This window comes from Serratia sp. TSA_105.2, assembly GCF_052692115.1.
Map to the genome: position 1 here is coordinate 128,703 of NZ_JBQZFT010000004.1, position 13,709 is coordinate 142,411.

Annotated in this window: 11 protein-coding genes; 5 read left to right on the forward strand and 6 right to left on the reverse strand. The window is 60.8% G+C overall.

Annotation, left to right across the window (positions count from 1 at the left end; translation table 11 throughout):
- Positions 1–116: 116 nt before the first annotated feature.
- Complete coding sequence (argF, locus tag ACUTSC_RS14825; protein WP_048321256.1) at positions 117–1,136, reverse strand: ornithine carbamoyltransferase; 1,020 nt, start codon at positions 1,134–1,136, stop codon at positions 117–119.
- 162 nt (positions 1,137–1,298) lie between these two features.
- On the opposite strand from argF, the gene rraB reads away from it, so the two are divergent.
- Together rraB and miaE are read left to right on the forward strand one after the other, a co-directional pair.
- Complete coding sequence (gene rraB / locus ACUTSC_RS14830) at positions 1,299–1,724, forward strand: ribonuclease E inhibitor RraB (RefSeq protein WP_025305115.1); 426 nt, start codon at positions 1,299–1,301, stop codon at positions 1,722–1,724.
- Between the two features lie 54 nt (positions 1,725–1,778).
- Positions 1,779–2,543 (forward strand): tRNA isopentenyl-2-thiomethyl-A-37 hydroxylase MiaE, encoded by a 765-nt coding sequence (gene miaE / locus ACUTSC_RS14835; protein WP_197767076.1) that lies wholly within the window; start codon positions 1,779–1,781, stop codon positions 2,541–2,543.
- 15 nt (positions 2,544–2,558) lie between these two features.
- On the opposite strand, the gene ACUTSC_RS14840 is transcribed toward miaE, so the two are convergent.
- From ACUTSC_RS14840 to pepA, 5 genes are all read right to left on the reverse strand, one after another.
- Positions 2,559–4,166 (reverse strand): GMC family oxidoreductase N-terminal domain-containing protein, encoded by a 1,608-nt coding sequence (locus ACUTSC_RS14840; protein ID WP_197767075.1) that lies wholly within the window; start codon positions 4,164–4,166, stop codon positions 2,559–2,561.
- 226 nt (positions 4,167–4,392) lie between these two features.
- Positions 4,393–4,896: a GNAT family N-acetyltransferase gene (locus ACUTSC_RS14845; RefSeq protein ID WP_004933360.1), complete on the reverse strand. Its 504-nt coding sequence runs from the start codon at positions 4,894–4,896 to the stop codon at positions 4,393–4,395.
- Between the two features lie 201 nt (positions 4,897–5,097).
- On the reverse strand, positions 5,098–7,974 hold the full coding sequence (locus ACUTSC_RS14850) for a valine--tRNA ligase (protein ID WP_197767073.1): 2,877 nt from the start codon (positions 7,972–7,974) through the stop codon (positions 5,098–5,100).
- Positions 7,975–7,986: 12 nt separating this feature from the next.
- Complete coding sequence (locus ACUTSC_RS14855) at positions 7,987–8,436, reverse strand: DNA polymerase III subunit chi (protein WP_019453292.1); 450 nt, start codon at positions 8,434–8,436, stop codon at positions 7,987–7,989.
- Between the two features lie 232 nt (positions 8,437–8,668).
- Positions 8,669–10,180 carry a leucyl aminopeptidase gene (gene pepA, locus ACUTSC_RS14860; RefSeq protein ID WP_004933352.1) on the reverse strand — a complete coding sequence of 504 codons (1,512 nt, stop codon included), beginning with the start codon at positions 10,178–10,180 and terminating at the stop codon, positions 8,669–8,671.
- 282 nt (positions 10,181–10,462) lie between these two features.
- On the opposite strand from pepA, the gene lptF reads away from it, so the two are divergent.
- The 3 genes from lptF to ACUTSC_RS14875 all read left to right on the forward strand — a co-directional run bounded on the left by lptF (position 10,463) and on the right by ACUTSC_RS14875 (position 13,497).
- Positions 10,463–11,557: an LPS export ABC transporter permease LptF gene (gene lptF, locus ACUTSC_RS14865; RefSeq protein WP_044029829.1), complete on the forward strand. Its 1,095-nt coding sequence runs from the start codon at positions 10,463–10,465 to the stop codon at positions 11,555–11,557.
- A complete protein-coding gene (gene lptG, locus ACUTSC_RS14870) occupies positions 11,557–12,627 on the forward strand; it encodes an LPS export ABC transporter permease LptG (protein ID WP_019453290.1) in 1,071 nt (356 codons plus the stop codon). The genes lptF and lptG overlap by 1 nt, the downstream gene beginning before the upstream one ends.
- Positions 12,628–12,780: 153 nt before the next feature.
- Entirely contained in the window at positions 12,781–13,497 is a 717-nt protein-coding gene (locus ACUTSC_RS14875; RefSeq protein WP_197767072.1) for an autoinducer binding domain-containing protein, read from the forward strand.
- Positions 13,498–13,709 lie beyond the last annotated feature (212 nt).

Here is a 13,709-nt window from a genome sequence, read left to right on the forward strand (position 1 = left end):
GTCGGCCTGTCACGGTAGAACCTTTGCCCGCGGCGGGCAAAGGCCAATCCGCTATTTGATATTCCAGGAATATATTAGCCGCCCTGGCCGGGGGCACCAGGGCGGAGGGGGGATTGTCAGAGGGTTTCGCTCAGCGTGGCGACCAGCACCGCTTTGATGGTGTGCAGCCGGTTTTCCGCCTGATCGAACACCACGCTGTGCGCCGATTCGAACACCTCGTCGGTCACTTCCATGCCGCCGTGAAGATCGTACTGCTGCGCCATCTGCTTGCCGAGGGTGGTTTGGTCGTCGTGGAACGCCGGCAGGCAGTGCAGGAACTTCACGTTCGGGTTGCCGGTCAGCTTCAGCATCGCCATGTTGACCTGATACGGCCGCAGCAGCGCGATACGCTCCTGCCAGGTCTCTTTTGGTTCGCCCATCGACACCCACACGTCGGTGTAGAGGAAGTCGGCGTCTTGTACCCCTTCGGCGATATCTTCGGTCAGGGTGAGTTTCGCGCCGGTTTGCTGCGCCAGCGCCTGGCATTCGGCCACCAGCTCCGGCTGCGGCCAGCAGGCCTTCGGCGCCACTAGCCGCAGATCCATGCCCGCCAGCGCGGCGGCTTCCAGAAGCGTGTTGCCCATGTTGTTGCGCGCGTCGCCGATGTACGCCAGTTTCACTTCGCTCAGCGCCTTGCCCGGCAGGTGCTCCTGCACGGTGAGCAGATCCGCCAGCAGTTGGGTGGGGTGGAACTCGTCGGTCAGGCCGTTCCACACCGGCACGCCGGCGTATTCCGCCAGGGTTTCCACCAGCGCCTGGCCGTAGCCGCGATACTGAATACCGTCGTACAGGCGGCCCAGCACCCGGGCGGTGTCTTTCATCGACTCCTTATGGCCGATCTGGCTGCCGCTTGGGCCGAGATAGGTCACCTGGGCGCCCTGATCGAATGCGGCAACTTCGAAAGAGCATCGCGTGCGGGTCGAGTCTTTTTCGAAGATGAGCGCAATGTTTTTGCCCTGCAGCCGGCGCTGTTCCTGCCCCTGCTTCTTGGCCTGCTTCAGATCGGCCGAAAGCCGCAGCAGCGCCTGCAGCTCGGCGGGGGTGAAATCCATTAACCTCAGAAAGTGACGTTGGTAGAACGCATTGCCGGTGCTCATAGTCCGATTCCCTGATTGTGCAATTGAATTAAAATTCACTTTATATGTATGAATATTCAATTTCAACCCCAGCGAGGAAATCTTTCACGTTTATCGTGGAAGCAATGTCAGCGGTGTGTGAAAATAGAAGGAATGAAGGCCATTTGACTTGAGGATATAGGCATGGCAAACCGCGAATTGCTGGAAGAACAACGTGAAGAGACCCGCCTGATCATCGAAGAACTGCTGGAAGACGGCAGCGATCCGGACGCGCTCTACACCATCGAGCACCATCTGTCCGCTGAGAAATTTGAGGTTCTGGAGCAGGCCGCCGTTGAAGCCTTCAAGTTGGGCTACGAAGTGACCGACGCCGAAGAGCTGGAAGTGGAAGACGGTTCGATGGTGATGTGCTGCGACGTGATCAGCGAAGTCGGCCTGAACGCCGAGCTGATCGACGCTCAGGTCGAGCAGCTGGTGGCGCTGGCGGAGCGCTGCGGCGTCAACTACGACGGCTGGGGCACCTACTTCGAAGATCCGAACGGTGAAGACGGTGAGGATGACGAAGACGGCGACTACATCGACGAAGACGACGACGGTAAACGCCACTAATCCCTCTCCAATCAATACCTGTGGGCCGGTTCTCGCCGGCCCCTGATAAACGCCATGACATACCAATCCCTGTTAGCCCCGATTTTAAGCTTCCTGCACTGTGAAACCCCCGACGCCTGGATCGACGCCGCGCGCCGTCCGGAAAACCTGCAGCTGTTGCTAACCGACCACCTGGTGTGCGAGCTGAAGGCCGCGCAGACCGGCATGTGGCTGATCCGCCGCTACGTGGCAGACAAAGAGAGCGGCGACGCGCTGTTGGCGCTGCTGCGGCCCTACGAGGCGTTTCTGCACGAAGCGCAGGGCGCGCCGGACACGCTGTTTCGTCAGGGCCAGTTCACCCGCAAGATCCTGCCGAAAAACGGCTCGGCCTACGGCCAGGATCTGGCGGATCGCATGGTGCTGTTGATCAAGGAAGAGTTGCATCACTTCTCGCAGGTGCTGGAGATCATGCAGGCGCGCGGGATCCCGTATCGCAAGATCACCGCCAGCCGCTACGCCAAGGGCATGATCCGCGAGATCCGCACTCACGATCCGGCGACGCTGATCGACAAACTGATCATCGGTGCCTACATCGAAGCGCGATCCTGCGAACGCTTCGCCAAACTGGCGCCGCATCTGGACGACGAGCTGAACCGCTTTTACGTCTCGCTGCTGCGATCCGAAGCGCGCCACTATCAGGACTACCTGACGCTGGCTGAGCAGATCGCCGGCGGCGACATCAGCGAACGGGTGGCGCATTTCGGCCGCCTCGAGGCTGAGCTGATCCTGTCGCCGGACAGCGAACTGCGCTTCCACAGCGGCGTGCCCGCCGCCGCCTGACGTTGAGGGGCGCCCCTACTGCGGCGCGCCCAGCAACAGATCCACCGCCTTTTCCGCCAGCATGATGGTCGGCGCATTGGTGTTGCCGCTGGTGAGCTGCGGCATCACCGAGCAGTCGATCACCCGCAGCCGTTCAAAACCGTGCACCCGCAGCTGCGGATCGGTCACCGCGTCCTGCGGCGACGGCCCCATGCGGCAGCTGCCCACCGGGTGATACACCGTCTTGCAGAAGTTGCGCACGAAGGCTTCCAGCTGCGCCTCGTCGCGCGTCCACTCCGGCTGCGGCATCAGCAGATCTTTGATCAGCGGCTTCAGCGCCGCGGTTTGCAGGAAGCCCAGGCCGAACTTCACCGCGCGCACGCTGCCGGCCAGATCGTCCGGGTGGCCGAGGTAGTTGGCGTGCAGCTTGACCGGATCGCGCGGGTTGCTGCTGCGCAGCAGCACTTCGCCGCGCGCCTTCGGCTGCAGGTAGCCGACCTTGAGCGTGAAGCCGTGAATGTTCGGCAGCGGCTCGCCGGGCACGTCGTCCCAGCTGTCCAGCAGCGGCAGGAAGTGGATTTGCACGTCCGGCCGGCCGTCGCCCTGGCTGTCGGTGAAGGCGGCGCCTTCCAGCACGTTGGACGAGAGCACGCCGCTGCGAAACGCCAGCCATTGCGCGCCGTGGCTCAGCGCCTGCAGGCCGCGATCGGCGCCGAACAGGCTGATCGGCTCGCGGGTGCTGACGTTGATCGACATGTGCAGGTGGTCGTGGAAGTTTTTGCCCACCGGCAGATCCGCCCGCACCTCAATGCCCAGCTGTTGCAGGTGGTCGCGCGGGCCGATGCCGGAGAGCATCAGCAGCTTCGGCGAACCGACCGCGCCGGCGCTGACGATCACCTCTTTGGTGGCGCGCGCGGTGACTTCCGCGCCGCCGTTCTGGCTGTAGACCACGCCGGTGGCGACGTTGCCCTCGAAGGTCAGCCGGTGCGCCAGGGCGTTCAGTTTCACCACCAGCCGCCGTTCGTCGCGCACCGCCTTCAGGTAGGTGCGGGCGGTGCTGGCGCGTTCGCCGTTGTGGGTGGTGGTTTGGTAGAAACCGACGCCGTGCTGGCTGTCGCCGTTGAAGTCGTTGCGGTAGGGCAGGTTCAGCTCCTGGCCGGCGCGGATAAACGCCATGCTGAGCGGGTGGCGGTAGCGGTTTTCGCTGACCGGCAGCAGCCCGTCGGCGCCGTGGTAGTCGTCCGACAGGCTTTCGTTGGCCTCGGCGCGTTTGAAATAGGGCAGCACCTCCCGGTAGCTCCAGCCGGTGCAGCCGTAGCGGTCGGCCCAGTCGTCGTAGTCCTGCGGCTGGCCGCGCAGGTAGATCATGCCGTTGACCGAGCTGCTGCCGCCCAGCACCTTGCCCTGTGCGATCTGCATGCGGCGGTTGTTGGCGTGCGGTTCCGGTTCCGTCTCGTAGGGCCAGCTCTTTTTGGCGATGATCTTGGCCACCCCGGCCGGCATTTTGATGAACAGGTTATTGTCGTCGCCGCCGGCTTCCAGCAGCAGCACCCGCGCCTGGGTGCGGCGGATCAGCTGTGCCGCCAGCACGCAGCCGGCGGAACCGGCGCCGACGATGATGTAATCAAAGGTGTTTTCCGACATGACAGCTCTCCGTGCGCGATTGGGATACTGGCAGAGTAACGCGGGGGGAAAAGCGGTCAATTTGCGATCGTTAATTTATTAACGAACTTCACATTAAATTTACATCGTGGTTTTTAACGTCAGTTTATCTGCTTGAAAAACGGCGTTATAGCGAGTTTTACTGATTGATTGCGATATTAATAAAATGGCGCAGCACGCTGCGCCATGATAGAGAGGCGGGGGACGATTACAGCGTTTTCAGCATGGTGACTTCGCAATCGACGTGGCCGGTGGCGCCCATCGCGTGGTCGATGTGTTCGAAGCCCAGGTGTTCGTACAGCGCAACGGCCTGCGTCAGGCTGGCGGTGGTCTCAAGGTAACAACAGCGGAAGCCGTGCTGGCGGGCGAAATCCAGCGCCTGCAGCGCCAGGCGTTTCGCCAATCCCTTGCCGCGCAACACCGGCAGGAAATACATCTTCTGCAATTCGCAAATATCGTCTGCGCCGCCCTGCAGCGGCGCGATGCCGCCGCCGCCGGCGACCTGGCCGTCCACCTCGATCACCCAGTAAGCGCTGCGTGGCAGGCTGTAGAGCTGATACAGGGCGTCCAGATTGGGATCGGAGACGGTATAGCCTTTATCCGCCGTCAGGCCGTGCTCGGCGGAGACTTCGCGAATGACGTGAGCAATGGCGGGATTGTCTTCCGCCGTGATGGGGCGCACCAGCAGGCGTGCCGGGGTTGCTGTTGTCATGTTTACACTCGCCATTGAAAGAGACCACGTTCGTTTTTTCATTTTTATCGCAGCACGAAACGCGCCGGGGGTTATTTCCCGGCGGCGTCCCTGCAGCAGTAATATCTTGTAATAACATCTAACCCGGCCCGGATGCAACGGCGATAAAAAAACAGCGGGGAAGACCCCGCTGTTTTTCAGGCGTTGGCGTGAGCCGGTGGATTACAGCGCGGCGATGGTCGCCTGCTGTTCCTGCAGCTTCACTTTACCTTCTTTGCAGGCCGCCAGACGATCGCGCTCTTTGGCGACCACCGCTTCCGGCGCGCGCGCCACGAAGCCTTCGTTCGCCAGCTTGCCTTCGATCGAGGCGATTTCCGCATCCAGTTTGCCCATCTCTTTCGCCAGGCGCGCGATCTCGGCGTCCTTGTCGATGAAACCGGCCATCGGGATCAGCAGCTCGGCGCCGTCCACCAGCTTGGTGACGGAGACCGGGCCTTTCTCACCGGCCGGCAGCAGCGCGATGGATTCCAGGCGCGCCAGACGGGCGATAAAGCTTTGGTTCTCCTGCACGCGGCGCTGGGCGTCGGCGCTGCAGTTGCGCAGCAGCACGTCGAGCGCTTTGCTAGGCGCGATGTTCATCTCGGCGCGGATGTTGCGCACGGCGATGATGGTTTGCTTGATCCACTCCAGATCGTTCAGCGCCTGCTCGTCTTCCAGCGCGGCGTCATAGGCCGGGAACGGCTGCAGCATGATGGTGTCTGCGGTCGTGCCGGTCAGCGGCTTCACGCGCTGCCAGATGGTTTCGGTGATGAACGGAATGATCGGGTGCGCCAGGCGCAGCAGCGCTTCCAGCACGGTGATCAGCGTGTGGCGGGTGCCGCGCTGTTCCGCTTCGCTGCCGTTGCTCACCACCGGCTTGGTCAGCTCCAGATACCAGTCGCAGAACTGGTTCCAGGTGAATTCGTACAGGATGTTGGCCGCCAGATCGAAGCGGTAAGTGTCCAGCGCTTCGCGGTAGGCTTTCACCGTGCGGTTGAATTCGGCCAGGATCCAGCGATCCGCCAGCGACAGCACTTTCTCGCCGCCGTTGAAGCCGCAGTCGTGCGCTTCGGTGTTCATCAGCACGAAGCGGCTGGCGTTCCAAAGCTTGTTACAGAAGTTGCGGTAGCCTTCGAGGCGCTTCATGTCCCAGTTGATGTCGCGGCCGGTCGAGGCCAGCGCCGCCAGGGTGAAGCGCAGGGCGTCGGTGCCGTGCGGCTCGATACCGTTCGGGAACTGCTTCTCGGTGCGCTTGCGGATTTTCTCCGCCAGCTGCGGCTGCATCATGTTGCCGGTGCGTTTTTCCAGCAGGTCTTCCAGCGAGATGCCGTCGACCATGTCCAGCGGATCGATCACGTTGCCTTTCGACTTGGACATCTTCTGGCCTTCGTCGTCGCGGATCAGGCCGGTCATGTAGACGGTCTTGAACGGCACCTGCGGCTTGCCGTTTTCATCCTTGATGAAGTGCATGGTCAGCATGATCATGCGTGCGATCCAGAAGAAGATGATGTCGAAGCCGCTGACCATCACGCTGGTCGGGTGGAAGGTTTTCAGCGCGTCGGTCTGCTCCGGCCAGCCCAGAGTAGAGAAGGTCCACAGGCCGGACGAGAACCAGGTGTCCAGCACGTCTTCGTCCTGGGTCAGCACCACGTCGGCGCCCAGGTTGTTTTCGCTGCGCACTTCTTCTTCGCTGCGGCCCACGTAGACTTTGCCGTTCACGTCATACCAGGCCGGGATGCGGTGGCCCCACCACAGCTGACGCGAGATGCACCAGTCCTGAATGTCACGCATCCAGCTGAAGTACATGTTTTCGTACTGCTTCGGCACGAACTCGATTTGGCCCTGTTCGACCGCTTCCACCGCCACTTTGGCCAGCGGCGCGGTGCGCACGTACCATTGGTCGGTCAGCATCGGCTCGATCACCACGCCGCCGCGGTCGCCGTAAGGCACCGTCAGGTCGTGCGGTTTGATCTCGTCCAGCAGGCCCAGATTATCGAAGGCGGCAACCACCGCTTTACGCGCCGCGAAGCGCTCCAGGCCACGGAACTCGGCCGGGATCTCGTTGCAGTAGTCGGTGCAGACTTCGCCCAGGGTGTTGAACACTTCCGCTTCCTGGCGGATGTCGCCGTCGAAGGTCAGAATGTTGATCATCGGCAGGCCGTGGCGTTTGCCGACTTCGTAGTCGTTGAAATCGTGCGCCGGGGTGATCTTCACGCAGCCGGTGCCTTTTTCCATATCGGCGTGTTCGTCGCCGACGATGCGAATGCGGCGGCCGACCAGCGGCAGAATGATCTCTTTGCCGATCAGATCTTTATAGCGCGGATCTTCCGGGTTGACCGCCACGCCGGTATCGCCCAGCACGGTTTCCGGACGGGTGGTGGCGACCACCAGATAGTCTTTGCCCTCGGCGGTTTTCGCGCCGTCGGCCAGCGGGTAGCGCAGGTGCCACATGGAGCCTTTGGACTCGCGGTTTTCCACTTCCAGATCGGAGATGGCGGTGCGCAGCTTCGGATCCCAGTTCACCAGGCGCTTGCCGCGGTAGATCAGGTCTTCTTTGTGCAGACGGACAAACACTTCGCGCACCGCGTTCGACAGGCCTTCGTCCATGGTGAAGCGCTCGCGCTCCCAGTCCACGGAGTTGCCCAGACGGCGCATCTGGCGGGTGATGGTGCCGCCGGATTCCGCCTTCCACTGCCAGATTTTGTCGATGAACGCGTCACGGCCGTAGTCGTGGCGGGTTTTGCCTTCTTCCGCGGCGATCTTGCGCTCCACCACCATCTGGGTGGCGATGCCGGCGTGGTCGGTGCCCGCCTGCCACAGGGTGTTTTTACCCTGCATGCGCTGATAGCGAATCATGGTATCCATGATGGTCTGCTGGAACGCGTGGCCCATGTGCAGGCTGCCGGTGACGTTCGGCGGCGGGATCATGATGCAGAAGCTTTCCTGGCTGGTGTCGCCGTTCGGCTTGAAGTAACCCTGATTCTCCCAGTGATCGTACAGCTTCTGTTCGATCTGTTTTGGGTCGTATGCGGTGTCGAGCTGACTGTTTGTCTTTTCCATTCTTTATCGTATTCAGTGAGTTGGCGGCGTAGCCGTGGTCAAATGGAAGCCGACGCTGCGATAGGCCTTGTAACGGTCGCGCGCCAACTGTTTCAGAGTGTCTTCGTAAGGAACGAAGTCTACCACTTCATGGAAAGCGGTAGCAAAATCGGCAAACTGCGGCAGCAGGGCGATCAGCAGATCGCGCGGGGCGTTGCCGCGCTTGCCGGGCCAGCACAGTTCCACCGGTGCGCCGTAGTGCGGCCCTTCGCCGGCCAGGTTGTGCGGCACGAATTCATGCGGCTCGCGCTGCCACAGCGCTTCGTCCAGCCGCTGGGCCTGCTCCTGGCTCTCGCAGGCGATCAGCACCCGCTTGCCGGCACGCCAGCGTTCGGCGGCAACGGCGCAGGCCACGGCCTCATGGGCGCTGAGCGCGCCAGACGGTTCCGCGTTGTCGAGCAAATAAAACGTCGCCTGTTTCATTAAGGATCCACCGCTGCCGATAAAAAAAACAGGGCACAACATGTAGGTTGCGCCCTTTTAGGGAACGGAGCAGATAACTCTACCCCTTCGCTCCTGAGAGGATTATATACCCAATAGATTTCAAGTTGCAGCTAGGCGGCAAGTTCGTTCATCCCCAGGAGCTGACATCAAGTCAGTGACTGGGGTGAACGAATGCGGCCAACAACGCTGCAGCTTGAAAGATGAAGGGTATTTAATCGTCGCCGTTCAGGCCTGCACGGTTGAGCAGGAACTGCGACAGCAGCGCCACCGGGCGGCCGGTCGCGCCCTTGGCTTTACCGGAACGCCAGGCGGTGCCGGCGATATCCAGGTGCGCCCAGGTGTACTTGCGGGTGAAGCGCGACAGGAAGCAGGCGGCGGTGATGGCGCCGCCAGGGCGGCCACCGATATTCGCCATGTCGGCGAAGTTGGAGTCCAGCTGCTCGTAGTACTCGTCGGCCATCGGCAGGCGCCAGGCGCGGTCGCCGGCCTGCTCGGAAGCGCCCAGCAGCTCGTGCGCCAGCGGATTGTGGTTCGACATCAGGCCGGTGATGTGATGGCCCAAGGCGATCACGCAGGCGCCGGTCAGGGTGGCGATGTCGATCACCAGCTCCGGCTCGAAGCGTTCGACGTAGGTCAGGGTGTCGCACAGCACCAGGCGGCCTTCGGCGTCGGTGTTGAGCACCTCGACGGTCTGGCCGGACATGGTGGTCAGCACGTCGCCCGGACGGTAAGCACGGCCGCCCGGCATGTTTTCACAGCCGGCCAGCACGCCGATCACGTTCAGCGGCAGGTTCAGCTCCGCCACCACGCGCATCACGCCGTACACGGTCGCCGCGCCGCACATGTCGTATTTCATCTCGTCCATGCCGTCGGCCGGTTTAATCGAGATGCCGCCGGAGTCGAAGGTCAGCCCTTTGCCTACCAGCACGATCGGCTTAGCGTCCGGATTTGGGTTGCCCTTATATTCCATCACCGACATCAATGATTCGTTCTGCGAACCGGCGCCGACCGCCAGGTAGGCGTTCATACCCAGCTCTTTCATCTGCTGTTCGCCGATGACGCGGGTGGTGATATTGGTACTGAAGGCGTCCGCCAGCTGGCGGGCCTGCGAGGCCAGGTAGCCGGCATTACAGATGTTCGGCGGCATGTTGCCGAGATCTTTGGCCGCCTTGATGCCGGAAGCCACCGCCAGGCCGTGCTGGATGGCGCGCTCGCCGCTGGTGAGCTCACGGCGGGTCGGCACGTTGAACACCATTTTGCGCAGCGGACGACGCGGCTCCACCTTGTTGCTTTTCAGCTGATCGAAGGTGTAGAGCGTCTCTTTGGCGGTTTCTACCGCCTGACGCACTTTCCAGTAGGTGTTGCGGCCTTTCACGTGCAGCTCGGTCAGGAAGCAGACCGCTTCCATCGAGCCGGTGTCGTTGAGGGTATTGATGGTTTTCTGGATCACCTGCTTGTATTGGCGCTCATCGAGCTCGCGCTCTTTGCCGCAGCCGATCAGCAGGATGCGCTCGGAGAGAATGTTGGGCACATGGTGCAGTAGCAGCGTCTGCCCGACCTTGCCTTCCAGTTCGCCACGGCGCAGCAATGCGCTGATATAACCATCACTGATTTTGTCGAGTTGTTCTGCGATAGGGGACAGGCGGCGCGGTTCGAAAACGCCGACTACAATACAGGCACTGCGCTGTTTTTCCGGGCTACCGCTTTTTACACTGAACTCCATGCACTCTCCTGAATCTTAAAGACAAAGGCGGACGCTACGGCTAGAATAACCGACTCCGTAACGATCTCCTGCCATTTGAGTTAACGGATTATGTTAACCTGAACGGCATAAATTGCTCTGTTTTGGCGACTATAAGCAAGTTCCTATAGGACACCCAAACGGCTTGATGTTGTAATACTATTTTAGCTGTGAAGGTTGCCATATGATGAGAATAAATGGCGGATTAACGATGAAATTATCGATTTTCCTGCAAAAAGACAAGTTTTCACAGGCGTAATAAGCGTGATCATCATAAGATATCTGGTACGGGAAACGCTCAAGAGCCAAATCGCCATCCTGTTCATCCTGCTTCTGATCTTCTTTTGTCAGAACCTGGTCAGGGTGTTGGGCGATGCGGTGGACGGCAATATCCCGACAAACTTAGTACTCTCCCTGCTTGCTCTGGGCGTGCCGAAAATGGCGCAGCTCATCCTGCCTTTGAGCCTGTTTCTCGGCTTACTGATGACGCTTGGGCGGTTGTATACCGAGAGCGAAATCACCGTTATGCACGCCTGCGGGCTGGGCAAACGCACCCTGATTATCGCCGCCATGATCCTGGCGCTGCTCACCTCTGCGGTCGCGGCGGTGAACGTGTTTTGGGCCGGCCCCTGGGCCTCGCGCTATCAGGACGTGGTGGTGAACGAAGCCAAGGCCAACCCGAGCATCGCCGGGCTGGCGGAAGGGCAGTTCAAACCCTCGCAGGACGGCAACGCGGTGCTGTTTATCGGCAACGTGAAGGGCAGCACCTTCAACGACGTGTTCCTGGCGCAGCTGCGGCCGAACGGCAACCAACGCCCGTCGGTGGTGGTGGCCGAGCACGGCAACATCGTGCAGCAGAAAGACGGCTCGCAGGTGGTGACGCTCGACAAGGGCACCCGCTTTGAAGGCACCGCGCTGCTGCGCGACTTCCGCATTACCGACTTCACCGACTACAAGGCGGTGATTGGCCACCGCACCGTGGCGGCGGACAACACCGAATCTGAACAGATGTCGATGCAGACGCTGTGGGAATCCGACGATCCGGACGCGCGCGCCGAGTTCCACTGGCGCCTGACGCTGGTGGTGTCGGTGGCGCTGATGGCGCTGCTGGTGGTGCCGCTCAGCGTGGTGAACCCGCGCCAGGGCCGCGTGCTGAGCATGCTGCCGGCCATCCTGCTGTATCTGATCTTCTTCCTGCTGCAGACCTCGCTGCGCTCCAACGCCGGCAAGGGCAAGCTGGATCCGATGCTGTGGCTGTGGCTGGTTAACGGCGTTTACTTCGCGATCGCGCTGGCGCTGAACCTGTGGGATACCGTGCCGATGCGCAAGCTGCGCGCACGCCTGAGAGGAGCGGCCTGATGTTTGGCGTATTAGACCGGTATATCGGTAAAACGATTTTCAACACCATCATCATGACGCTGTTCATGCTGGTGTCGCTGTCCGGCATCATCAAGTTCGTCGATCAGCTGCGCAAGGTCGGCCAGGGCGAATACACCGCGCTGAGCGCCGGCATGTACACCCTGCTGAGCGTGCCGAAAGACATCGAGATCTTCTTCCCGATGGCGGCGCTGCTCGGCGCGTTGCTCGGCCTGGGCCAACTGGCGACGCGCAGCGAACTGGTGGTGATGCAGGCTTCCGGCTTCACCCGCCTGCAGATCGCCGGCTCGGTGATGAAAACCGCCATTCCGCTGGTGCTGCTGACCATGGCGATCGGCGAGTGGGTGGCGCCGCAGGGCGAGCAGATGGCGCGCAACTACCGCGCCCAGCAGATGTACGGCGGCTCGCTGCTCTCCACCAAGAGCGGGCTGTGGGCGAAGGACGGCAACGACTTCATCTACATCGAGCGCGTCTCCGGCGATAAAGAACTCTCCGGCGTGAACATCTACCACTTCAACGACCAGCGTCGCCTCGAGACGGTGCGCTATGCCGCCACCGCCAGCTTCGAGAACGGCCTGTGGCAGCTTTCGCAGGTGGACACCTCGGATCTGACCAACCCGAAACAGGTGACCGGCACCCAGACGCTGACCGGCGAATGGAAAACCAACCTGACCCCGGACAAGCTGGGCGTGGTGGCGTTGGATCCGGATTCGCTCTCCATCAGCGGGCTGCACAACTACGTGAAGTACCTGAAGCAGAGTGGCCAGGAATCCAACCGTTACCAGCTCAACATGTGGAGCAAAATCTTCTCGCCGCTGTCGGTGGCGGTGATGATGCTGATGGCGCTGTCGTTCATCTTCGGCCCGCTGCGCAGCGTGCCGATGGGCATCCGCGTGGTGACCGGCATCAGCTTCGGCTTCCTGTTCTACGTGCTGGACCAGATCTTCGGCCCGCTGAGCATGGTCTACAGCATGCCGCCGGTGTTGGGCGCGCTGCTGCCGAGCATGCTGTTCCTGCTGATCAGCGTGTATATGCTGCTCAAACGCAAGTAGCGGGGCGATCGGTAGTGAAAAAAGGCGTGGCCGCGGGGCCGCGCCTTTTTTGTTGGTGCGGCATGCCTCCCGATAAACCCGTCCCCCGACCTGTCGCTTTTCGTCGTGCTATAGTCAACCCAGCGGCATGCGGATAGAGGGAGCGGGCAGTCAATGGAAGATGAATATAATCTCAGCAATATCATCGGCAAGCGCCTGGAAGCGGCGTTGGGAGAGTTGGGCGATCTCCTGTGGGCGTATGTGGTGTTATCCAAAAAGGACATTGCCTGCATCTTTGGCGTCACCAACTACCCGAGTGACTGGGTAAAAAAGTATCAAGAACAGGGGTTACAGTACATTGATCCGGTGGTGCTTACCGCCCGCAACCGCCTGACTCCGTTCGCCTGGGACGAGCAAATCATGGCCGACGCGGGGCTGCACTTTCCCGAACTGTTCGAGCAGGCGCGCGAGTTTGGTGTGACGCACGGTTATACCTTCGTGCTGCACGATTATAACGATAACCTCGTCACGCTTTCCTTTGCCTTCAACCTTGAGCAGAGAGCGGAAGCCATCCCGGCGCTTATCGAACGTAAAGGTGAAATCTCGGTATTGCTGGCCTCAATCCATGAGTCCTATCTGGCGCTGTCCCCACTGACAGCAAAAAACGCCGTATCCCTGGAGCGTAACGCCCGCTTTACCGACAGGGAAAACGAGATCCTCTATTGGGCCAGCGTGGGTAAAACCTACCAGGAAACGGCGATGATCCTGGGCATAAAGACCGGCACCATCAAGTTTCATATGTCCAACGTCGTCAAAAAGTTGGGGGTCACGAATGCCCGACATGCCGTGCGTCTGGGGATGGAGCTGCGGCTGATTAAGCCTGTGGAGTGATGGGCTAGCTAGCCTGTGGAATACTGAGGCAACGACTGCGCAGAACTCATCAGCCGGGATACGTCTAAATGGAGAAAATATCGGCTGGCGAACAGCGTCTTTCGATTCGGGAAATGACGGGCGTTAACCGGTATTGATTTGGCCGCGTGGCGATTAACGTGAAGGCCGCAATAGCGTATCGACCCCGAACTCTGCAATTTGAAATAATAACC